This is a genomic window from Phyllobacterium sophorae (assembly GCF_003010965.1).
GTDB classification, from domain to species: domain Bacteria; phylum Pseudomonadota; class Alphaproteobacteria; order Rhizobiales; family Rhizobiaceae; genus Phyllobacterium; species Phyllobacterium sophorae.
The window spans coordinates 37325-60261 of record NZ_PGGM01000012.1 but is presented as its reverse complement, the minus strand read 5'-3'; the positions used below and the strand labels follow the sequence as shown (position 1 = coordinate 60261).

At 58.4% G+C, this 22937-nt stretch carries 17 protein-coding genes and 3 pseudogenes; 8 read left to right on the top strand and 12 right to left on the bottom strand.

Going from position 1 to position 22937, the window contains the following annotated elements:
• Nucleotides 1–19 precede the first annotated feature (19 nt).
• Together CU103_RS22105 and CU103_RS22100 are read right to left on the bottom strand one after the other, a co-directional pair.
• Entirely contained in the window at nucleotides 20–1138 is a 1119-nt protein-coding gene (locus tag CU103_RS22105) for a Fic family protein (protein ID WP_106666197.1), read from the bottom strand.
• A 436-nt stretch (nucleotides 1139–1574) separates the two neighbouring features.
• Nucleotides 1575–2477, bottom strand: a complete 903-nt coding sequence (locus CU103_RS22100; RefSeq protein ID WP_106666196.1) for a LysR family transcriptional regulator — start codon at nucleotides 2475–2477, stop codon at nucleotides 1575–1577.
• 177 nt (nucleotides 2478–2654) lie between these two features.
• Between CU103_RS22100 and CU103_RS22095 the strand changes: the two genes are divergently transcribed.
• Nucleotides 2655–3647 (top strand): NmrA/HSCARG family protein, encoded by a 993-nt coding sequence (locus CU103_RS22095; protein ID WP_106666195.1) that lies wholly within the window; start codon nucleotides 2655–2657, stop codon nucleotides 3645–3647.
• Nucleotides 3648–3906: 259 nt separating this feature from the next.
• On the opposite strand, the gene CU103_RS22090 is transcribed toward CU103_RS22095, so the two are convergent.
• Entirely contained in the window at nucleotides 3907–4095 is a 189-nt protein-coding gene (locus CU103_RS22090; RefSeq protein WP_106666194.1) for a hypothetical protein, read from the bottom strand.
• A 351-nt stretch (nucleotides 4096–4446) separates the two neighbouring features.
• Between CU103_RS22090 and CU103_RS22085 the strand changes: the two are divergent.
• The 3 genes and pseudogenes from CU103_RS22085 to CU103_RS22080 all read left to right on the top strand — a co-directional run.
• A pseudogene (locus tag CU103_RS22085) lies at nucleotides 4447–4755 on the top strand (SDR family NAD(P)-dependent oxidoreductase); the annotation flags it as partial.
• A gap of 22 nt (nucleotides 4756–4777) precedes the next feature.
• A pseudogene (locus CU103_RS32165) lies at nucleotides 4778–4984 on the top strand (oxidoreductase); the annotation flags it as partial.
• Between the two features lie 727 nt (nucleotides 4985–5711).
• Nucleotides 5712–7421: an FAD-dependent oxidoreductase gene (locus CU103_RS22080; RefSeq protein WP_170117098.1), complete on the top strand. Its 1710-nt coding sequence runs from the start codon at nucleotides 5712–5714 to the stop codon at nucleotides 7419–7421.
• A 158-nt stretch (nucleotides 7422–7579) separates the two neighbouring features.
• Here the strand turns inward: CU103_RS22080 and CU103_RS22075 are convergent, their stop codons facing one another.
• Together CU103_RS22075 and CU103_RS22070 are read right to left on the bottom strand one after the other, a co-directional pair.
• A complete protein-coding gene (locus CU103_RS22075) occupies nucleotides 7580–10690 on the bottom strand; it encodes an efflux RND transporter permease subunit (RefSeq protein WP_106666193.1) in 3111 nt (1036 codons plus the stop codon).
• Nucleotides 10690–11796 (bottom strand): efflux RND transporter periplasmic adaptor subunit, encoded by a 1107-nt coding sequence (locus CU103_RS22070; protein WP_106666192.1) that lies wholly within the window; start codon nucleotides 11794–11796, stop codon nucleotides 10690–10692. The genes CU103_RS22075 and CU103_RS22070 overlap by 1 nt, the downstream gene beginning before the upstream one ends.
• A 98-nt stretch (nucleotides 11797–11894) precedes the next feature.
• On the opposite strand from CU103_RS22070, the gene CU103_RS22065 reads away from it, so the two are divergent.
• The gene (locus CU103_RS22065; RefSeq protein WP_106666191.1) at nucleotides 11895–12488 is read left to right on the top strand and encodes a TetR/AcrR family transcriptional regulator; all 594 of its coding nucleotides are present in this window, start codon (nucleotides 11895–11897) and stop codon (nucleotides 12486–12488) included.
• 594 nt (nucleotides 12489–13082) lie between these two features.
• On the opposite strand, the pseudogene CU103_RS22055 reads toward CU103_RS22065, so the two are convergent.
• From CU103_RS22055 to CU103_RS22040, 4 genes and pseudogenes are all read right to left on the bottom strand, one after another.
• Nucleotides 13083–13785: pseudogene (locus CU103_RS22055) on the bottom strand (molybdopterin cofactor-binding domain-containing protein); the annotation flags it as partial.
• A 225-nt stretch (nucleotides 13786–14010) separates the two neighbouring features.
• Nucleotides 14011–16230: a xanthine dehydrogenase family protein molybdopterin-binding subunit gene (locus CU103_RS22050; protein WP_106666332.1), complete on the bottom strand. Its 2220-nt coding sequence runs from the start codon at nucleotides 16228–16230 to the stop codon at nucleotides 14011–14013.
• A 3-nt stretch (nucleotides 16231–16233) separates the two neighbouring features.
• Nucleotides 16234–16692, bottom strand: a complete 459-nt coding sequence (locus tag CU103_RS22045) for a (2Fe-2S)-binding protein (protein ID WP_106666189.1) — start codon at nucleotides 16690–16692, stop codon at nucleotides 16234–16236.
• 224 nt (nucleotides 16693–16916) lie between these two features.
• The gene (locus tag CU103_RS22040; protein WP_106666188.1) at nucleotides 16917–17873 is read right to left on the bottom strand and encodes an AraC family transcriptional regulator; all 957 of its coding nucleotides are present in this window, start codon (nucleotides 17871–17873) and stop codon (nucleotides 16917–16919) included.
• Between the two features lie 1323 nt (nucleotides 17874–19196).
• Between CU103_RS22040 and CU103_RS22030 the strand changes: the two genes are divergently transcribed.
• On the top strand, nucleotides 19197–19559 hold the full coding sequence (locus CU103_RS22030; RefSeq protein ID WP_106666186.1) for an SPW repeat protein: 363 nt from the start codon (nucleotides 19197–19199) through the stop codon (nucleotides 19557–19559).
• Between the two features lie 393 nt (nucleotides 19560–19952).
• On the opposite strand, the gene CU103_RS22025 is transcribed toward CU103_RS22030, so the two are convergent.
• Both CU103_RS22025 and CU103_RS22020 read right to left on the bottom strand, forming a co-directional pair.
• A complete protein-coding gene (locus tag CU103_RS22025) occupies nucleotides 19953–20462 on the bottom strand; it encodes an Hsp20/alpha crystallin family protein (RefSeq protein WP_106666331.1) in 510 nt (169 codons plus the stop codon).
• Nucleotides 20463–20551: 89 nt separating this feature from the next.
• Nucleotides 20552–21022, bottom strand: coding sequence for an Hsp20 family protein (locus CU103_RS22020; RefSeq protein WP_106666185.1), 471 nt, complete (start codon nucleotides 21020–21022; stop codon nucleotides 20552–20554).
• A gap of 267 nt (nucleotides 21023–21289) precedes the next feature.
• Here CU103_RS22020 and CU103_RS22015 point away from each other — a divergent pair, with 267 nt between their 5' ends.
• Nucleotides 21290–21535, top strand: coding sequence for a hypothetical protein (locus tag CU103_RS22015; RefSeq protein WP_106666184.1), 246 nt, complete (start codon nucleotides 21290–21292; stop codon nucleotides 21533–21535).
• 159 nt (nucleotides 21536–21694) lie between these two features.
• Here CU103_RS22015 and CU103_RS22010 read toward each other — a convergent pair whose 3' ends face one another.
• Complete coding sequence (locus CU103_RS22010; RefSeq protein ID WP_106666183.1) at nucleotides 21695–22042, bottom strand: hypothetical protein; 348 nt, start codon at nucleotides 22040–22042, stop codon at nucleotides 21695–21697.
• Nucleotides 22043–22486: 444 nt separating this feature from the next.
• On the opposite strand from CU103_RS22010, the gene CU103_RS22005 reads away from it, so the two are divergent.
• Nucleotides 22487–22693, top strand: coding sequence for a hypothetical protein (locus CU103_RS22005; protein WP_106666182.1), 207 nt, complete (start codon nucleotides 22487–22489; stop codon nucleotides 22691–22693).
• Nucleotides 22694–22937: the final 244 nt, after the last annotated feature.

The following is a 22937-nucleotide window of genomic DNA, read 5'->3' as shown; positions in this document are numbered from 1 at the left end:
ACGCACAGGCTTCCTTCCGTCAGGCGGCAGTGGGGAGCGGGTCGGTGCCCTCGCTCAGAATTGCGAGATAGCGCCGGTAACTGAAAACGCGGCCCCGTTTGCGGCCAGTAACCTCCTCGACTATGCCAAACCGCTCCAGATCGGCGAGCGCCGCATTGACCGTCGGGGCAGAAAGGCCCGTCTGCTGAACGAGCTGGTTGGCCGTCAGATAGGGATTCTGCTGAAAGAGATCGTGGATATGCAGCGCCGAGCCAGCCCGGTCACTCTCTGCCGTAATGCGTTCGCGGTCTTCCTTGAACAATTCGACGATCCGGGTAACGGCATCGAAAGCCTGATTGGCGGTGTCCGCGACACCGGTGAGAAAGAAGTCGAGCCAGGCTTCCCATGCGCCATGCTCGCGCGCTTCCTGAAGTAGGCGGTAATAGTCGCCACGGTGGGTTTTGAGATAAAGGCTCAGATAGAGCAGCGGCTTGCGCAGCACGCCGTTGACGCAAAGAAACAGCGTGACCAGCAAGCGGCCGATCCTGCCGTTGCCGTCCAGGAACGGATGGATGGTCTCGAACTGAACGTGCAGCAGACCGGCCTTGATGAGGGCGGGCAGTAGCGACCCTTCCTCATGCATGAAACGCTCAAGCGCATCGAGGCAGCCGTCCAGTTCGGTGACAGGTGGCGGCACGAACAGCGCATTGCCCGGGCGCGTGCCGCCGATCCAGTTCTGCGAGCGTCGGAACTCGCCAGGACTCTTCGTGCCGCCGCGTCCGCTTTGTAGCAGTCGGGCGTGCATCTCACGGATCAGGCGCAACGACAGCGGTAAATCTTCCAGCCGCTCCAGCCCGTACATCATGGCATCGACGTAGTTCGAGACTTCGCGGATGTCGCCGATCGGCTGGCCGGTTTGCGCCTCGGTCTCGAAGCGGAGCAAGTCCGAAAGGGTCGATTGTGTGCCCTCAATCTGGGACGAGAGGACAGCTTCCTTTTTCACATACATATAAAGGAACAGCTCCTGACGCGGGAGCAGCATTGTGATGCCGTCCAGACGCCCCAAGGCTCGCTCCGCCAGACTCAGCCGCTCCAACAAGGCAAGCACGTCGATCGACGGCTCCGGCGGCAAGGGCGGCGGCACGAAGGCGCGCACCATCTCACCCGCAACGGGGGTCTCGACAAAGTGGCCTAGCCGGAGATGGAGGCGGGTTCAGACATGACCCAAATATGATGCTGAGGCCTTATTTAAGCAATAGCCACTTGGCTTAAATAGGAAATGAGATAAGGTAAGCGCTCTTAAATAAGGGGGCGAGACCACCATGGGCGGGTTCACTCGGCGGGTTCGTGATAGTATTCTTCCGCTTTCTGTGGCTGGAGCCCTGCGGGCGCGGACGATTTCCTCGTCTACGTGAACCGCCGCCCTCGGATCTGCGCATTGTAACTGAAGATAGTTTCGAGAAGCCAAAGCCAGATCGTAACCACCGAACCTCAGTTCCAAGTCGATGCGTTGGGATGCCCGCTCCTCAGTCGCACGTTCGAGGACGCCCTAGTCCGCCAAGTCGTGTCGCTTTCGTCACGGCCAGGGCAGCCATTTATGTGTGCGCCATTAGCGACACAATAGCCTCCCGGATCCAGCGTTGGCCGCCGTGTCCGTGACAACGCTCGTGCCACACCATTCCCACTGCGAAACCTTCGACGGGAAATGGGCAGTCTATTACCATGAGCTTGTCGGCACGGTCGCGTACGAGACGTTCTGGAACAAGGGCAACGAGGTCCGAGTAAGACACGATCTCAGGAACGAACAAGAATGAGGCTGCAGATAACACCGCATTGCGTCTGTGTCCGAGGTCAGCCAAAACCCTGTCCACTGGCGTCACAAAGCCACCGCCGTCCAAGGAAACAATTACCTGGTCCATCTCAACAAACTCCTCGACCGTGATTCCCTCTCGTAGTCTCGGATGCTTCCGTCGGCCGATGAGCACATAGCGCTCGTTAAACAGGTGTCGAGTACGAAGACTCGGCGAAGCGGCCTGCGGCGTCATGAGCGCCAGATCCACATCACCCCGCGCCATCTGCGCGTCCAACTGCGGCACGTCGAGATTGCGCAGCGCGACACGAACTCCGGGTGCCCGCATCCTGAGTTCCACGACGAGCGGCTTGACCACCACCGCCTGCAGATAATCTGTACAGGCGATAGAGACGGTTAGCTTGGCTTGAGCCGGGTCGAAGTTCCTATGGGAAACAACCGTGGCTCGAACTTGGTCAAGGGCCTGGCGCAAAGGGTCGAGCAACTCCATTGCTTTAGCGGTCGGCGTCATTCCTCGCTGTGCAGGAATCAGCAGTGGGTCGTCGAACTCATGCCTGAGGCGGTTTAGCTGGGCACTTACCGCCGGTTGGCTCAGATTCAGGCGAGCGGCCGCCTTCGTCACGTTCTGCTCCACGAGCAACGTCTCAAGAGTGACCAGCAGATTGAGATCCAGGCGCTTGGTATCCATTGAATGGATAGTAGCCGAACATTCCTATGATTTCAAATATAGCTCGAAACAGGCGAGACTTCCGGGCCTGAGGTCCAACCTTTTCCGCGGTCGCCGTTCACTAGCACCTGGTGGACAGCAACCGGGCGACTACTTCACGACCTCAAGATCAGGAATCTCAAGACTAGGAGAAGTTGCATGATCCAAGCCGATACCTCCAAACCTCTGATCACTGTTGTCGGTGCCTCGAGCAAGCAAGGCCGCAGTGTCGCCGAGGCGCTGCTCGACAGCGGGCGCTACCGGGTGCGTGCCCTGACGCGTCGCCGCGATAGCCAGCCCGCGCAAATCTTGGCGCAAAAGGGCGCCGAGGTCGTGGTGGCACCCCTTGAACTCGGCATGGAAGCCGAGCTAACCGCGGCCATGAGCGGCTCGTACGGAGCGTTCTTGATGACGCCGCCCATCGTCAAGGTGCCGCCGGAGGAACTCGAGCTTACCCTCGGAATGGAATTGGCTGACGCGGCGGTGGCCGCTGGGGTCGAACATGTGGTTTTCAGCGGGCTCGAAAATGTCGAAGCGCGTACCGGCGGCACGAAGTGGGCGCCGCACTTCACCGACAAGGCGAAGGTGGAGGACTACATTCGCACCTTGCCCGTTCGCAGTTCGTTCGTGTACCTGGCATTTTACTACACCAACTTCCTAGAATACTATGTGCCGCAGCGCGGGGCGGACGGCATAACGTTCGCCATATACTTGCCCCCGCATATACCCATGCCGTTCTGTGATCCGCTCACTGCCGCCGGACCGGCGGTGCGCGAGATTTTCGATCACCCGACGCAATACACCGGCAAAACCCTACCAGTGATCGGCGAGTTTCTCTCGGCGCAAGAAATGGTGGACACTTTTGTGCGGGTTACCGGTCAGCGGGCGCACTATGCCTCCGCTTACTCGCGCGAAGACTTGTTGCGCCACTTTCCGAATTTTGCCGCCGACGAGCATCTCGTGCGCGAATTGGTGGGCATGGTGGAATACGCTGTCGAGTATGGCTATTACGCCCCCGATCGCGACCTGACGTGGAGTCGGAAAATCGATCCGCATGCGTTGACTTGGGAGCAATTTGTGAAACGCAGCAATTGGCAAGGCGACCTGCTGTCCTATGGCGCCACCTCTGTGGCGGAGCTTTTGTCGACGTGACGGAGGCGACGCTGCATTCGCGCTGTGAGTACGTTGCTGGCGTTTGCGGACTGGCTGAACCCGGGCGTGCTCGTTCACGAACTCGCCCACTACATCCAGTAGTTCAACAAAGTGCCGATGTGTGAGGTAGAAGCCATTACCGGTCAATGCAGATGGCTGCAATCAAAGGGCGAATGCCCAAGAGACTACATTGGGAACCATCCTCCGACGTACCGGAGATAGTGGGTTCTCGAAACCGGATTGGCTGGCGGCAGAATGATTAGCCACGGCCCGCGTATTGAGACATGAGGTTCACCCATCTCTGAGAGACGATGGTCAGGTCCTCTTTCACGGAGAATTCACCATTGGTCGTGACGATATTCGTGGTCTCGCCGGCTTGGGTAATCGTGATGACTGCATACGGGTTCACATGCACCGGAAAGCCATTAGGATAGGTAAGTTCGAGCATAGCGGACTCCTTTTCCCTCCCCCCGTGTATCCAATTACTAACCCAACGGGAAAGCAAGGGGCGCTTTGACTGATGATCATGTCTCGTCCAATGCCGACGGAATGCATCACTGCCATTGATGCCAGAGTGGGCAGAGGGCGAGTTTCATCGAAGAAAGTTTATTGTCCTTGGATTACGGCGAGAACCTTGGCGTGGAATGTCCGTTCGCAAGAGTTGCCGAGCGTCACTCGACGATATTTTCCCGTTCATCGCGCCATCAATACATCGCTTACAGTATAGTGGAATAGGGTTTTTCGGGGGGTCCTCCTATACGAGCCGCGAATCCTATTCCGCTCTTTCGTTCGACCGGCGCTCGTACTGTCGCAGGGCCTCAGCCTCGAGCTCGCGCCGAATGGAGTTTACGTTCGGGCCGTGCTTCCCGCCACGACGCGAACCGAGATTTGGGAGCACGTCGGCGCCGACGTCAACCCGCTTTCCAACGTGATGGAGGTAGACGATCTGGTGGATGCGGCGCTGGTTGGGTTCGACCGCCGCGAACCGGTAACCGTTCCCCCGCTTCCCGATGCCGGTCAGTGGGACGTGCTTGTGGCCGCGCGCCAGGCCATGCTTCCAAACTATGGGAATCAGCATCCCGCCGAGTGGTACAGCACCGTCGCCTGAGCACCAACGAAACATTCGATCAGGCTACCAGGACACGCCCGGCATCTACTCCCGGGCCTAGATCGAGGGTTGGAGCAAGGTCGCGACCGCGTGCACGCCAAGGGCGGGCGGATTTCCTGCAGCTCTGGCATGTGTCAGCCACATCGACCTTCAGGAAAACGGCGCTGCGCCGGTTGCGCCTTCGGCGATCCGGGCTGAAACCAAGACGTTCGTCAACGATGGCTTCCTATCCCGCCATCGCAGCCGCAAGTCGCCGCTGCTCCCATCGGGTGCCGCGCTAGGCGCGGCCCCGCTTCTCATCGACACATTCTGCGATAGCGGCTCTCCAACCGGAGGCGGGTTTGCCTGGAAACTGGAGAACAGATCATCTGAAGGCATTCATCCTCGATAATACAAAAGAACAGCGCCCTGCGTTTCGCCGACATGCCGGAGCCGACGTTGCGGGATGATGATGTTCTGATCGAGATCCACGCCGCTGGGCTCAATCTTCTAATTCCAAGACCGGGATGGAGAGTTCAAGCCCAACCGCGTGCATCTCGCCGCTCTGAAACCAATCTGTCAGCGAGGCACGCCGGGCGGCGTATTCAGGGGCAAAGTTGCCGCTACCCCACAGGACCCGGGGTTTCGGGACTGGTCGCCGAACTTGACTATCCGCCTGAACAACGAAGGTGCGCTAGGATGCTGGGATCGGCGCCATCCGCACAGACACCACGAATGGAGGGAGGAATGTTGGAGAATACCTATCGCGGTCAATGCGCAGCCCTGGTGCGTTGCACGAACGAAGCAGACTGGTGAAAGCCTGGTCTTCGCCTTGGCGCTCGGCCATGGGATGCGTAGAAAACTTCGTCAGGTAGAGAGGCTCGCGGAAAGAGTTGGCTTTTTTAGTGCACGGGATAAACTGACCAGATCATCGGATGCCGTCACACACGAGCATAGGCCGATATGGAGTTCACACGATGGCGATCAGCGATGCTCGGCGGGAGCAAGCATATCCAACACTCTCGGCTTTCCAAATTGGGATGGCTCGACGCTTCACGAGCGGTGAGCCGAGCCGCTTTGGCCCAGGCGACATCCTCTATGAGATCGGTACCCGCAGCGTCCCTGCCTGGCTTATTCTAGAGGGCTCGGCCGATGCAATTCAGCGCGGCGCCGCTGGCAAGTCGTCCCTGATCGCCACCTATGGTCCCGGCCAGTTCACCGGTGAGACCAATCAGTTGTCTGGTCATGCAACCCTGGCATCGGTGGTCGCCGGCGAGAAGGGCGTACTTGCGCTACCCTTCGATGCGCCACATCTCCGCGCGCTAGTCATCGGGTCGGCGGATATTGGTGAAGCGATCATGCGCGCCTACATCCTCCGTCGCGTCTCGCTGATCGAAGAAGGTCGGGCCGGCGGCGCAGGGTCGATTCTGGTTGGACGCCGGGATGCTCCCGACATCGTGAGGTTGTCTGGATTTCTCACCCGCAACGGCTATCCCCACGCCCTCATCGCCGCATGCGAGGTAGAGGGGCGCGAGCTGGTCGAACGCCTCGGCATCGCATCTGAAGATTTGCCGTTGATGATTTGTCCAAACGGCACATTGCTCAGAAATCCGAGCGACGCGGATGCTGCGTCATGTCTAGGCATCATGCCGGATCTCGATCCAAAGAATGTCTATGACGTGGCAGTCGTCGGCGCGGGACCGGCCGGACTGGCCACCGCTGTCTATGGGGCATCCGAGGGACTGTCTGTGCTGGTTCTCGATTCGCGGGCTTTCGGCGGACAGGCGGGAGCATCCGCCCGGATCGAAAATTATCTCGGCTTCCCCACTGGTATCTCCGGGCAGGCTCTTGCGGGCCGTGCCTTCAATCAGGCGACCAAATTCGGTGCCGAGCTCGCGATCCCGCTGACCGTCGGAAAGCTGTGCTGTCATGGATCTGAGTCGGAAGCTCCATTCTCACTCGAGCTCAGCAATGGATATACCGCACGAGCGCGTTCCATCGTGATCGCGTCGGGAGCGCGCTACCGCCGGCCTGATATCATCAATGTCGAAGAGCTGGAAGGGGCTGGCGTCTCCTACTGGGCATCGCCGATCGAGGCCCGCCTGTGCTCCGGAGAGGAAATCACTCTCGTGGGCGGTGGAAACTCGGCCGGCCAAGCCGTCGCCTACCTCGCACCGCAGGTCAGGCACCTGCACCACGTGGTCCGACGACCGCTCGAGCAGACCATGTCCCAGTATCTGATCGACCGGATCGCGGCATTGCCCAATGTCGAACTCCACGTGGGCAGCGAGATTGTGGGCTTGCATGGCGACCGAGATCGAGGTTTGACCGGGGCCACCTTCCGTAACGCCCGAACCGGCGAAACGGAGGAGTGTGCGTCGCGCCATCTCTTCCTGTTCATTGGCGCTGACCCCAATACCAACTGGCTTGACGGCTGTGTCGCACTCGATGAAAAGGGTTTCGTTCTCACGGGGGACCGCCTGGGCCGTGGCGAACGACTGCCGCTGGAAACGAGTTGCCCTGGCATCTTTGCCGTCGGAGACGCACGGGCCGGCTCCACCAAGCGGGTTGCGGCCGCGGTCGGTGAGGGCGCGGCCGTCATCGCGCAGATCCATTCTTTCTTGGTGCGAAATGTGGGAGGCACGTCGGCCCTGGCGCCTTCGCCTATCCCAGTTTTAGGCAAGTGAGAAATGGCTTACCAATCGTCGAGCTAACACAGCAGATTCCCGAGATGAAGCCTCGTCACAAGGCAATCAGGTGCAGCGGATACGATGGCCGGTGAAAGCTCCGCAAACATCGGTAGGCATGCGAAAGCCACTGGAGAATCTCTTGCATACAACGTGCCCTACTCCGCGGCCATTGCCCTCCGTGGTGCCAGTTCTTCAATCGTTTCCCCGTGGCTGTCTTCTTTCGTTGGCTTGATCCGGAACCATACCGCGTACAGAGCTGGAAGGAAGAGCAGGATCATCACGGTGCCCGCAGCCGTACCGCCAATCAACGTATAGGCCATCGATCCCCAGAACACCGAATGAGTTAAGGGTATGAAGGCGAGAATGGCAGCCAGTGCAGTCAGGATGACAGGGCGCGTCCGCTGCACCGTCGCTTCAATCACGGCGTGATAGTCATCGAGACCGGCAGCTTGATTTTCCTTGATTTGTTCTGTCAGGATCAACGTGTTGCGCATGAGGATACCTGCCAGTCCGATCAATCCGAGAATGGCGTTGAAGCCGAAAGGCTGATTGAAGAGAAGCAACGTCGGGACCACCCCGGCAAGTCCGAGTGGCGCAGTCAACATGACCATCGTCATCGTTGACAGGCTGCGAACCTGGAGGATGATGACGATCAACATGGCTGCAATCATGGCCGGAAATATCTTGACGAGTGCGACATTGGCCTTGAGGGATTCCTCGATGTTGCCGCCCATTTCGATGCGGTACCCGACGGGAAGCGATGCGATCAGTGGCTGTAGTGCCTTCATGACCTGCTGTGAGACCTCCGGGGGTTGTGTCGCCTCGTTGATATCGGATCTTATCGTAATCACCGGCGTGCGGTCGCGGCGTTTCAGGATCGGCTCCTCAAACCGGATCTCGGAATGGCCGATCTGATCGAGTGGAACCTGGCGGCCATTCCTGCTCATCAGTGAAAAGTCGGCAAGCCTTGATGGATCGAGGCGGTTCTCGCCGGCGCTACGTGCGACAACGGGAACATTGCGGATGTTGTCGCGCACTTGGGTAACCGGGATGCCGCTGAGCAGCAACTGCATCTGCTGGGCTGCCTCAGAGGGTGAGAGACCGATCAGATTGAGCCGATCCTGGTCGGGGACGAACCGTAGCACCGGAGTTCGGTTGCCCCAATCCCGGTTGGCCTGCCGAACATCGGGCACACCTTTCATAATTGCCAAAGCCTGCTCGGAGATTTTGTAAAGTTCATCCGGATCCGGTCCCATGATCCGAAACTCGACCGGAAACGGTGTGTAGGGCCCAAAGACAAGCTGCGTTACGCGCACGGATGCCTCAGGAACAAGTCCGTCCGAAACGGCGGCTCGCAGACGATGCTTCAAAGCCTCGCGTGCGTGCGCATCGGGGGTCAGCACAACGACCTTGGCGAAGGCAGGGTCGGGCAATTCAGGTGCCATGGCAAAGAAGAAGCGGGGCGCGCCCTGCCCTACATAGCTGGTGACGATTTTTGCTTCCGGCTGCGCTTGCAGCCAGCCTTCGACTTTCTCCACTGCGGCTGTCGTGGTTTCGATGCTTGTGCCTTCGGGCATGCGAACTTCGACCAGCACCTCGGGCCGATCCGATGTCGGGAAGAACTGCTGTTTTACGCCTCCCATCCCGACGACCGAGACGGCCATGGTGATGCTGACCACGGCGCAGGTCATGAATTTATGGCGAACCGCAAACTCGATGAGGGAGCGCAGGCGACGATAATTCGGCGTATCATAGATGGCGTGATGTCCGCCCTCGACCGGTTTGATGTCGGGCAACATTTTTACCCCGAGGTACGGCGTGAAGATCACGGCAACAAACCACGAAACGATCAGCGCGAAGCCCACGACCCAGAAAATGTTGCCGGCGTATTCACCTGCAGTTGATCTTGCAAAGCCTACGGGCATCAGCCCGATGATTGTGACGAGGGTACCGGAAAGCATTGGCGCCGCCGTATGGCTCCATGCATAAGCGGCCGCCTTGATGCGGTCCATGCCCTCCTCCATCTTCACCACCATCACCTCAATGGCGATGATGGCGTCGTCCACGAGAAGGCCCAGCGCAAGGATCAACGCACCGAGCGTGATGCGATCAAAGAACCGGCCGGTTTCCAGCATAATGAGAAAGACAACGGCAAGCGTCAACGGCACGGCAAGCGCGACTACAATGCCGACGCGCCAGCCGAGGGCTACCAGGCTCACAAACAGCACGACGCCAAGCGCCATTGCGAACTTGAGCATGAATTCGCCAACCGCCTCTTCGATATTGACGGCCTGATCGCTGACCTTGGTAAGCGTCATGCCCAGCGGCAGTGTCTGCGCGATCGCGGCGGATCGCGCTTCAAGCGCCTGGCCGAGATCAAGACCATTCCAGCCCTGTTGCATTACGGCACCCAGCATGATTGTGGGCTCGCCCTCATGGCGGATGATGTAGGTCGCCGGATCCTCATAACCGCGCCGCACATCCGCTAAATCGGAGAGCTTTAGCGTGTGTCCAGCCGCTACGATCGGCGTATCAGCAATCGCCTGCACGCTGTTATAGGCTCCGTCGAAGCGGATAAAGACCTGCGGCCCACGGGTATCGATGGAGCCAGCTGGCGTGACCGTATTCTGTCTTTGCAAAGCCGCGGCGATATCGGTGGCCGATATTCCAAGTGTTGCGAGCTTGGCATAGGAAAATTCGACGAATATCTGTTCGGGGCGCTCCCCGATAATGTTGATTTTCTTGACACCCGGAACGTGCAGGAGATCCTGACGGATGACCTCCGCCTGTCGCACGAGGTCGCGCATCGGCATGCCCTTCGCCTTCAGGGCATAAAGGCCGAAGCTCACATCGGAATACTCATCGTTGACAAAGGGACCCATGACGCCTGGAGGGAGATTTCGGGCTTCGTCGCTAAGCTTCTTGCGCGCCTGATAGAACTCCTCTTCGACGGCGGCCGGCGGCATGCTATCTTTCAAAGTCACGGTGAGGAAGGCGTAGCCGGGGCGTGTTGTCGTTTCGACACGATCATACCAGGTGAGTTCCTGGATGCGCTTTTCAAGTGGTTCAGCGACAAGATCCTGCATTTCACGCGCAGTGGCACCTGGCCAGACGGACGTGACCGTCAGGGTCTTGATGGTAAAGGAGGGATCCTCGGCGCGTCCCAGTTTGACGAAGGCGTAGACGCCTGCAGCCGCCAACAGAACAATAAAGAATAGGGTAACGGCGCGTTCGCGAACGGCGAGAGCTGAGAGATTGAAGCTCATTATCTTGTCACCTCTTGCTGCGAGGCAATTCTGACGGCTGCGCCATTTTCCAGAAGATGTGGCCCCAGAGCGACAACCTTCTCACCAATGCCAATACCGGTGATAAATGCCGTCTCCTCGCTGATCCGTTTAATTTCGACTGGCGTGAACTTCACTTTGGCACCGTTGACAACCCAAACACCTGTCTGACTACCGTTGTCCAGGATGGCGCCTACCGGAACAGCGACCTCCGACTGCCTTTTCGCGTCCAGGATTTTAATCGTCACCGTCGAACCGAGCGGGGCAGAGGCGGCGGCGCCATCGAGAACGTAGCGCGCCTCGTAAGTACGGGTTTGCGGATCGGCGGCATCGGAAATCTGTCGCAGGAGGGCCTTTCCGCTGAGACCGTCGCCTCCGTAGACACTTGCCTGCGCTTTTGATCCTATATCGGGGCGCAAAGTCTCAGGTAGCCAGACAACGGCTTCACGCGGACCAGCCTGCGCGAGTTGAACGACCGTCTGGCCCGCTGCCACGACCTGCCCGGGGTCTCCAAGCGTCTCGACGACTGTTCCATCCGAATCTGCAAGAAGAACCGTATAGGTGGCTGCGTTTTCTGCCACCTTGGCGTCAGCTTCAGCCGCGGCAAGCTGGGCCGAGGCCGTGTCGAGGGCGGCTTTCGCCTGTTCATATCGCTGTGGGGTGGCAGCCAATCCATTCTTCACCAGCGCCGCATAGCGTTTCTCATCTGCTTGCACCTGGATCAGGACAGCCCGTGCTGCGAGGACCGTATTGCGCTTCGCTGTCAGTGCGAGTTGGAGATCGGTTTCGTCGATGCGCATCAGGGCCTGGCCTTGTCTCACCTGCTGACCCACATCGACCATCCGCTGGACAATCTTACCCGGAACCCGAAATCCGAGATTGCTCTGTACGCGCGAGGCGACATTCCCGGTAAACGACCGCTCCGCCGTTCCAGTCTTTTTCGCCTCGGCCACACTTACGAGCGGTGCAACCGTCCTCGGATCTGCGGCTTCGGCTTTCCGTTCAGTGGTTTCGGAAACGAGGAAAAAGGTGGCGGCCATCGCCACTGCCAGGAGACCCACAAATGTCAGGACGTGCTTGCGTTTCATTTTACATTCTCTACTTGACGAGCGATCTGCACAAATTAGATTGCGATCTAAATCTAATTACACTATAGATGTCAAATGAAATCTAATCGGAGGTCGATATGAGAGTGAGCCGCGCACAGGCCGAGGAAAATCGGGAAACGGTTATCAACGTCGCGAGCCGTCTCTTTCGAGAGCACGGCTTCGATGGTATTGGCCTGAAGGATCTGATGAAGGGTGCTGGCCTGACGCAAGGGGGGTTCTATAAGCAGTTCTCGTCCAAGGACGACCTTGCTGCCCAAGCATCCAGGCGCGCGATGGAAAGCGCCACACGCAGATGGTCAGCAGCGGCCGCGAACAGCTCCAATCCTCTCGAAGCCGTCATGGAGTTCTACCTCTCACCGGGACATCTCGGAGAAAGGGCCGACGGGTGCCCTTTGGCGGCGTTGGGATCGGACGCTGCGCGGCAAAGTGAAGAGGTGAGGCGGCCATTTGAGGATGGGATCCGAGTTCACTTTGAGATCCTGGATGAGCTGATGGACGACGCCAAGAGGTCGAGCTCCAGTCCCAGCGGCAAGGCAATGGCGATACTCTCCCTTATGGTGGGTGCCGTCACGCTCTCGCGGATTCTGGAAGACGAGAATTTGTCGCAAAGCATCCTCGGCGCAGCCGCTGTCCAAGTCAGGCGTATTGCAAGTGGTGAAGGTGTCCCCTGAAGCGACCGCTGTCGGCCAATGGCCACTGCAAGGTTCGTTTACCTGGCCAGGTCATGGGCTCGACAAACGACACCCCGCCCGAATGTGCGGGCGGATAGTGCTCTCCGTACGTCTGAACAAACCTGCTTAGGTTGCGAACAAGCACTGGCCGCATCGCCGGCCAGAAAGTCGGGTGGTGCGTAATTTTAAACGAGAAGACGGGTGGGACCGTGTTCCCGGAAGTGCCGCCTCGGGTCGAGTACGAAATCATTGAAAAGCACGCGGACTCGGCCCCACGATGGAGGCTTTGACGGCTTGATGGAACGAATACGGAAAAAGCGTGCCGACAAAGCCGAGCGCGCGCGGGCAAGCCTACGAGCGGCTAGACCGTCCGAACAACCGTGGCGGGGATTTGCTGGACTTTCAGAACTTCGCCATCAATCTTTGGGATCCGGTCCGGCGCTAACAGCCGCGGGTTCAAGCTTTCGGCAGAGTCGCCAGTCACCACCGCTCTCGAAAAGGTGTCGGCAGGGAAACGGGAGCGACGAATTCGTTCAATGCGGATCCTTTCGAAAGTTGACGGCGGACGATAGAGATCGAACGCCGTCATTTGCGTCATGCGACGTCTGGGAGACCTGCAATCAGCTTGTCAAGCGTGGTCGGGTCGTGCCGGACCCTGACACCCGTCGCGTTACAGATGGCGTTGGCGATGGCGGCCGAAACGCCGCACAGCCCAGGTTCGCCGATCCCCTTCGCCTTCATGGGCGACGACATCGGATCGGTCTCGTTCATGAAGATCACCTCCTGATGGGGGATATCGGCATGGACGGGAACTTCATAGCCCGCCAGGTCATGGTTCACGAAGAAGCCGCGATGGCTGTCCACCACCAGCTCTTCGGAGAGCGCCCCACCCGCCCCCATCGTCACGTCATCGCGCCGATCACTTGGCTGCGGGCCGTGATCGGATCAAGGATGCGTCCTGCGGCACAGACTGCCAGCATGCGGCGGATCGGGTCTCGCCTGTGGCGACATCCACGCCGACCTCGACGAAATGCGCGCCGAAGGTGGACTGCTGATGGGTCTCCGACAGCTTTCCCCATTCGATCTTGTCCTCACCTGCAAGCTCCTCGGGACCTGCCGCCTCGGATAGCGGCACCGATCTGTTGCCGGAACGGACTTGTCCGTTCTCGAACATGATGTCCTCCGAATTGAAGCCAAGCTTCTGCGCAACCGCCTCGCGCAACCTAACACAGGCCGCACAGACACCCGCGGTGGAACAGTTTGCGCCCAACTGCCCTCCAGAACCTGAAGACATGGGGGGAAACGCGAGAACCGTCAGTTTATGTCAGCGGCGCGGGCTCCCTATGCACGCGTCCCACTCGCCGACGGAACTCTTGTGGCCACCTCCGAAATGCCCGCCGATGACCGGCCCTTACGGCCGTGTGGGAGCAGAACCGCAGACCTGGTGGAGCTTCTGAGCGCCAATTCCAACGTTCAACGTCGGGGTGACATCCCCGACCGCGCGAGGCGGCCGGGGATCGAATCATGCATTAAGTGTCTTGGTGAATGGCATGACACGGATCCGTTTGCCCAGCGCCTTGTAGACAGCATTGGCAACCGCAGGGCCAATCGGTGGAACGCCCGGCTCGCCTATACCCGACGGCGGATTGGTGGAGGCAAGGATATGAACCTCCACCACCGGCATCGCATCGATCCGTAGAGGCGAGTACACATCGAAGTTGCCCTGATCGACCTTGCCTGCCGTCAGGGTGATTTCCTCGCCCAGAATGGCGCCCAAACCAAAACCTATGCCGCCCTCGACCTGGGCGCGGACCTGATCCGGGTTGACCGCCAAGCCGCAGTCGACCGCGGCAATGACGCGTTCGACCTTGATGCTGCCACTGCCATCGGTCGAAACTTCCGCAATCTGCGCAACGACCGACCCAAAACTTTCCGCCACGGCAACACCGCGGAAACGGTTCTCCGGTAGCGGCTTTGTCCATTCGGCCTTTTCCGCTGCGAGCTTGAGGACGACGGCGTGGCGCGATTGCGGCTCGAGCATCGAAAGGCGGTATTCGATCGGGTCACGCCCTGCAGCTTCGGCTACTTCGTCAATGAAGGCTTCCGCAGCAAATGCGGTATGCGTCGAACCCACGGAGCGCCACCACAGAACCGGAACCCCCACTTCAGTGGTCGTCAGGCCGACCGTTTGGTTTGGAATCGCATAAGGCAGATTGCTCGCCCCTTCGACCGAAGTCGGGTCGACGCCATTCTGAACCATCCCTTCAAAGGCCGTCTTCGACATGATGGATTGACCGACGACATGATCGCTCCAAGCCACGAGCTTTCCGTCACCATCGATCCCAGCCTTCAGCTTGTGCACATAGGAGGGGCGATATCGGCCGGCGCGCATATCGTCCTCGCGGGTCCACTGCACCTTCACGGGCGCCCGGAAGCCGATGGCCTTGGCGATATGCACCGCCTCGACGACCACATCGCCGTCGAACACGGCGCGCCGGCCGAAGCTGCCACCGGTTTTCATGACATGCAACCGCACCTTGTCCGGAGTAGTGCCTACGATCTGGCTGGCAAGCGTCTGATACACATCGGGGAACTGATGGCCGCCCCAGATTTCCAGCGTGCCGTCATCATTCTTGCGCGCGACGGCATTGAGCGGCTCCATCGCGGAATGCGCCAGATATGGAAACTCGAAGCTCGCTTCGATGACCTTTGCCGCTGCTGCGAAGCCGGCATCGATGTCGCCGTCCTTGCGCGCAATGGCTGCCGGGGCTTTTGCTGCGAGATCCTTATATATCGACATTAGTTCCGGCGTGCTGCGTTTTTCAGCAGCTGTCTCGTCCCAGACGACCTTGACGGCTTCGCGGCCCTTGATCGCGGCCCACATATGCTCACCGACGACCGCGATGCCCCGCGGCGTCTCAACGACATCGACGACCCCCTTCACGGAACGCGCTGCGGCGGCATCGAAGGATTTAACCTTGGCACCGAACATCGGTGGGTGGATCATTACTGCCGTCAGCATGCCGGGCAGTTTGACGTCGATCGTGTACTGTTCGGTCCCATTCGTTTTGCGGGCGCTATCGAACCGCTTCAGCTTGGCGTTGCCGATCAGCTTCCAATCACCAGGCTGCTTGAGTTTCACATCGGTCGGCACCGGCATGGCTGCCGCTTTGGCAGCAAATACACCAAAGCCGCCGGTTTTGCCGGAGGGATGCGTTAGCACACCGTTTTCGACAATGATCTCGGCCGGTTGGACACCCCACTCGGATGCTGCGGCGGCCACCAGCATGGCGCGCGCCGCCGCGCCCGCCTTTCGATAACGCTCCCATGAGGTGACCATGGACGTGGACCCGCCCGTTCCTTGAATCGTGCCGCCGAAAGCGACATTACCGTAGGCCTTCACATTGCCGGCGACACCCCGGACATCGATGGACGACCAATCAGCGTCGAGTTCTTCCGCAACAAGCGTCGCAATGCCGTTGTATGAGCCCTGTCCCATTTCGAACTGGGACGAAAGAACCATGACCTTGCCGTCACTGTCGATCGTCAAATAGGGGGTAAAGACAGCCGCTTTGTTCCCATCCGCCGCAGAGTCGCTCGCGGCCGCGGGTGATGAAGCCAGAATATGGTAGCCGAGGGCGACACCGCCGCCCGCCGCGAGCGCGCCAAGCATGAACTGCCGGCGGGAAGCCTGCGTCTTTGCCACGGGAAGGACAAGGGATTGCATCAGTTTCGGGATCATCATTCAGGCCTCCAAACGCTTGGCAGCTTCGTGAATCCCGGCACGGATTCGGTGATAGGTGGCGCAACGACAGAGATTGCCCGTCATCGCGGCGTCGATATCATCATCGGTGGGCTTTGGATTATTCGCGAGGAGATCGGTCGCGGACATGATCTGGCCGGACTGACAGTAACCGCATTGCGGCACATCGAGATCGGCCCAGACCGTCTGCACGGTCTCCGCCACCTTGCCCGTGAGCCCCTCGATGGTTGTCACTTTCGCATTGCCTATATCGCCGACGAGTGTCTGGCAGGAACGCACTGGCGCTCCGTCCAGAAGGACGGTGCAGGCGCCGCATTGTGCCATGCCGCAACCGAATTTCGTTCCCGTCAATCCGACGAGGTCGCGGAGGGCCCAGAGGAGTGGCATATCCGCCTCGGCCTCGACTTTATGTTCGTTGCCGTTGATCGTCAAAGTCACCATAGTATTCTCCCTGCGTTGTGATGCGCGCCTGTGGAGCTTCAGCCGGTCCGGGCTCCCTTTGACGTTCGTCATGTGCAGGCAAACTTATAAGACCATGCTTTGGGCTGATAGGTTCAATCCTGCCTGATTATTGCTCGATCCTGTCGCGCCCGTCACTTTGTGTTTATTTTGCGTGATTAAATTTTGAAAGGAATGGCATTGGTCTCAGCCAATCGGCGATTGTGCTAACCGACGGAGCCGCGTCTGGTTGAGTCGTCCGAATTCAGTATGGCCTTGACGTCACGCAGTGGAGGATGACCGAACATGCGGCGATATTCCCGGCTGAACTGCGTCGGACTCTCATAGCCGACCCTGAGCGCGGCCGTCGCTGCATCGAGCGATCCGGAAAGCATCAGTTCCCGCGCATGATGCAACCGCAGATGCTTCTGGAATTGTAATGGGCTCATGGCCGTCATTGCACGGAAATGATGGTGCAACGTGGAAACCCCCATGTTTGCGATCTCCGCCAACGCATCGACACGAAGGGGCATGGTGTAGTTCTCCTTCAGCCAGGCAACCGCCTTTGCCACGCGGTTACTGTTCGTTCCTGCTAGCGCAAAGCGGCGCAGCCGGGCGCCCTGTTCGCCAGTGAGGAGCCGGTAGAAAATTTCATTTTGAATATGGTTTGCCATGTAGGGAATATCGTTTGGCGAATTTACGAGCGAGATCAATCGCCAGAAGGCATCGAACAGTTCCGGCGTGGCCCTACCCACTGCTACGCCGCGGTCGCGGTCGGATGTATCCGTCGGGTGCAAGTCGTGGCTGGCAATTAGACGCCGAAGCGCCTCAAGGTTTAGGCGCAACATGGCAGCCACATACGGCTCCGCCTCACTCGCCTCACAGATCTGGCCCGTCATGGGCAGACCAATCGTGGTGAGGAAGAAGCATGATTCATCGTAGACATGCGTTTCGTCACCGGCACTGACACGCTTGCTCCCCTTGATGATTAACGAGAGACTGGGCTCATACAAAGTGAAAAAGGGCCCGGCGGGCTCGACGACGCGATAAAGCGAAAGACCCGGTATTTCGTGCTTGAAACTGATGCCGTCCCACGGCAATTGCGACAGCACATCAAGAATCCGTAAGCGTATTGGGGTTGTTTGAGCCTGAAGTCTCTCTCCGTGGGGCAAAATTCTCTCCATCGAACCCTTCTTTCTGACTATCCCGGATCTCAAGCCGTTCTTCAGTATTATCACATTAATCAAATATCGACAGTATCAGGCAAGATTCTGGCCGAACGCAGAGATTCATCCGGATGACTTGGTGCCTGAGCCTCTGTTGCTGACCTTCGCAAGCAACCCAGCTGGAAGTTGCTGATAAACGTTGCTTTGAAAATGCCGATAATAGGCGAATTTCCGTCGAATCCGATTGGTGCCGAAATGGCTACAGTCGCTGCATCCGTTGCAAAATCCGTTCATTCCGTTGAACATTGTTGCGGTATCAAGCAGCAGTCGTAAGCTCATTTTCCTCATATCGCCTCTAAGAGCAAAGCGGCAGTCGCAGATATTGAAAATTCGAGCCATTTGTCCTAAATTTTCGCCATCCAGACAATCTTGACTGCCAGCCCACGACTTCGGTCGGGGCAGATCTGTTGTTCTTTAAGGGAGTGACGATCATGGGAGAACCGACGCTGCAGACCCAGAACAAGAAAGCCGCTTCGCCGGAACTGTTGCGGCACATAAAGGCACAAATGCCCACGAGGCGATCTGAACCCCAGTCGCTGTCCGAGATTTTACGGCGCGCCAAAGGCGGATGCATGCTCCATCGTTACCGGTCATCAAAAGCGTATCATTAACTGAGCGAGCAGCCGAATACATCGGAGGGTCGGTGTTCAGATCTGTGCCGCGGTATCACCAGTCTGATGCGATGCGCGCCTTCCTGTCCGGAGTTTCACGGGGCCTGCAACCCGGAATACCCACGGGCAGTCGGTCTGAGCTGCCATGAGCCAAGATCGCTATATGAGGCCGAAACAGGAGACAACGAACACGTAAGGTTAGGATAGATCGCCATGGATCATCAGGACCCACGACAGAAATGTAGCCCCTGGGGCGCCGGCATGGACATGGAGCTGGCGTTACGGAGAGCGACATCCCTAGCTCCATATCAGCCTGGCGCGAAGACTTGGAGGATCAGCCCATGGCGTTGGCGACCCACCGTCGCTATGAGCACCGACAAAAAGGAAACTGAGGGGCGAAAGGGAGCCGAGACAGCCGCGAAAAGTCCGTGGGCGCTTGGTGATCAAAACCCCTGATCAGCATTCGTAAATGGGCACCCCGGGTCTTAATCCGGAAAGCAACACGTCCGTCGGCCGTTTAGCCGGCAAGCAACGCGGTGGCCACGTCGCAGTGAATGCCAGAATATGCCATTCTTTGAGTTGCTTGAAACTTGTCTATGAGAAAACTACCTCTTTGGGCACAGCGTGCTTGCACGCGAACTGTGGTCAAGCTTCAAGGATGGAGGTTGTCATGGCTTACAATCTAATGGAAGGAAAACGCGGCCAGGATATGGCCAATCTGGTCCTTGCCGTGTGTCTGTTGGTCTCACCATGGGTGATTGGTTTCGCAACGGAAACGGCGCCCGCATGGAACGCCTGGGTTGTTGGTGCCGCTCTTGCTGTTCTGGCAGCCGCGACGCTCTCGGAGTTTGCGGAGTGGGAGGAACGGGCCAACATGGCACTTGGCTTCTGGCTGGTGATCTCGCCGTGGGTGCTGGCCTTTAGCGCGAATGTGAATGCGATGCGGACGCATGTCGTGATCGGCATTCTTGTCGCGGTCCTGTCGGCGTGGGCGCTTTGGGCCTATCGACGAGGTCCACATGCACATGCATGACGCAGTTTTCTGAAAGCGAGCCCGGCGCGGCTGCGGCGGGCTCAACTGTTGACCTTGATGTTCCCTGGAATTTCAACCTCAATCCCGCGGCGGGTAATTGACCGACCACAGTCTGCGGTTCGGGCTCACGTTCGGCGAGTGGTCGGCTTGGTCGTTCTGCACCAGGAAGCAGATATTGTGTCTCACAAGCAAAGCAGCCGCCGCTTCTCTTGTGGGACAGCGCAGCTCAACTGGCGTCCCAGCCGCCGGCAGCCCAAGCTTCGATGAATGGCGGTGTGCGGCCCTCGAAGGTCAGGCAGCCAAGACCCGCCTCTCATCTCCCTTTTAATCAGGGATACTGACCCGGGTGCATCCGCATGGATGCACCCGGCGATCATGCTTTTGGTTCAAGGATCACTTTTCGCTGCTGATGGCGATGCGCTTGGCATTGGCCTGCGCTTTTTCTGTCTTCGGCAAAGTTATGGTCAGGAGGCCGTTCTTGAAGGTCGCCGCGACCTTGTCCTCGTCGATCTCCCGGCCAAGGCCGATGCGCCGTTCGAAGCGCCCATAGTAACGCTCACTGAACTGCCGGTCCTTGTCCTCGGCTTCCGATTTCTTCTCGCCGCGAAGCGTCAGTACGCCGTCTTCCAGGAGAACCTCGACATCTTTGTCTTCGAGGCCTGGCACCTCGGCCATGACCCGGATTTCCTTGTCATTCTCCGAGAATTCGACGCGCGGCCAAGTTCCGCTTCGCGCTGTCATTTGGCCAAACAACGAGGGGGCACCAAAGCCGCGAAAAACCTCATCGAACAGTTTGTTGACGTCGCGGTGCAGTGACAGGAATGGATCAATGTCATCACCGCGATAGACGCTCGGAACCTGGTTGTTGCCGCGGTTCCATGGAATAAGATCACGTACGCTCATGGTCTTGTCTCCTTTCATCTTTCTCCTTCTGCAATGCGAGAGCGCACCGGCCCATTGGGGACGGTGCCCGCTTGCTGGCCAGTTTTTAATCAGGCGGCCACGTCGCCTTCGATCCGCTTTGACGCCGACTTCTTGCCCGCCTGGGCGTTGATGGCGATGCGGCGTGGTTTCATCTCCTCGGGGATTTCCTTCTTCAGATCGATGACAAGCAAGCCGTTTTCCAGCTTCGCGCTTGTAACACTGACATAGTCGGCAAGTTCAAAGCGGCGCACAAACTGGCGCAGAGCCAGGCCGTGATGAAGGTATTGCATTTCCTCGCCTTGCGACTTCGCGCCATTGATCACGAGGAGATTGGGCTCATGCGTGATCGTCAGCTCGTCGTCGGTAAAGCCGGCCACGGCGAGCATGATGCGATAGCTGTCCTCGCCGAACTTCAAGATATCGTAGGGCGGCCAGTCGCCGGCGGTTGGGGGCGGACTGGCGTTTTCAAGCAGGTTGAAAATGCGGTCGAAGCCAATGCTCGACCTGTAGAAGGGGGAAAAGTCGGTGTTGTTTCTCATAGCTACATCCTCCTCTCAAGAGCAATATAGGTACGAGGAACGCCAAGAAGCTGGCGCTCCCTGACCGTGGCCCGCCCTTGCGGCAGCAGGCAACAAAGAGTTGGATATCGCGTTCTGCTGCGTCAAGAGGCTGGTGGCCGACGCTGCGATTTTTTTGTTGGCCTCCGACGTTTGATGCAACGAGCGCGGCTCCTCAGCGTTTCTTTTGCGTGGAAACGGGATTGCCGCCAAACCGCGGATTGGCAGATAGCCCGGGAGGAACGAAAGATGGTTTTGACTCGTAAGGACGTGACTTCGGTGCTTGGTCCGGTAGACGAGATGACAATTGCAGAAATTGCTTCGACAGGGGCATCGCTTGAAGAACTGAGGGAGGCCTTGATATGGCTGAACAACGACGAAGTGTTGATGGGAGAGAGTCGCCCTCTGCCCGCAAGTCGCGTCGCAGCCCTGATTGACCTTCTTGAGGCTGAGGCACTAAGGGACGAGCCTGTTACGCCTCTCCCGCCTCAATGAATAGTGATGGTTCGCGCACTCAAACCTCTGCTGCCCGATGCAAGGCCAGAACGCGTTCGCATCCTCGGACGACGACGATGCACTTCCGCAGTCGTCCATCGCTCCCACCCGCATCAAGGAAAGCCCTGCTGACATGTTATTTTTTCTTGTCAATGTCCGTCAGGCATCAAGTTTCTTCGGGCGTTGACGGTGTGGTGCGCGATCGCAATTGCCGTCAACTTCGCTCCGGATGTCGTCGAGCTGGCGCAGCGCATCCATGACGGCGTCGAAGGCAACCGGTTCCTCAGCGTTCGGCAGCTTGCGCAACGCCGGCATCGATTCGACCGCGCAGGCGTCTGAAGCCCACGAGGCGAGGATGGCGCGTTTTTCCTGGACATCGAGCGTATCATCCCGGAGCACGTCTTCAGGATGGCTGAAATGCCGTGCCGGATGAAGCAGGCGGCCGATGGACGGATCAGGGCATTCGGGGGCGATCGAGGGGATAATCATCGAAAGGGTAGGTTCCATGGCGCTCCTCCGTTCGCAAAATCTCCTTGTGGTGGTGTCCTAGAAGCGGCCCGAAATCAGGCCTCTTTTCATAGCGAAATATTTTGGAATTTTTCCGAGAAATTTCAATCTCCCCACTGACGGACATACGAAACAGCTTCGTGAATTTCATGGCGCTCGTGCTTGAGCGTGCTGATTGAGGGAAATTTTCCCAAGTCTTCTTGAAGCCGCATTGTTGCAAAACCAGATCGAAGGCCCGATGCCGAAGGGCTCGAGCGCTGCGAGGATGTACCTCGGGCGCGGGAGGGTATCTTATATATTTGTATGTGGTGAGGAGGACGCAATGACGTTAGGGCCCATTGCATAACCGCATCGAAGCTAACCGAAGACAGCAGTCGATGTGGAGGTGGGCGCTGCAGGTTGCTGGCGAGCCGGCGGGGCACCATCTCCTATGGAGGCGCAGCAATGAATGACAGGATCAAACTAGAGCAACAGATCGCCACAGATATGGAGGCGTTGCCGGAAGGCTTTGGACGGATCGATATCGAGGCGATCGCCAGGTTTTACGCCGGGCGGTTTGTCCGCATTCCGTTTAACGACATTGTTGCGATGATGGTCAAGGAAGCTGAACGGCGTGGTGTCCCGTACGCAAAAACCGGCCAGGAGATCTGAAAAGCATTGACCGCTTCGAGCATGACCTGACGTCAAGCGAGGGGATTATTCCAGCTGCTCCTACGCGGATGAAGGTTCTGTGAAAATCTGGCAAAACTTCAACGGCCAGGCGATCGGTTCAGGAAGGATTCGTTGTGTGAATCCATGTCATTAGCACTCTCCCATGTCGAGTGCTAAATTTTTTTCATTGCCCTCTTGAAATGCTAAATATGTGAAACCAACTCGTTATGCGCGCGATGCCGGA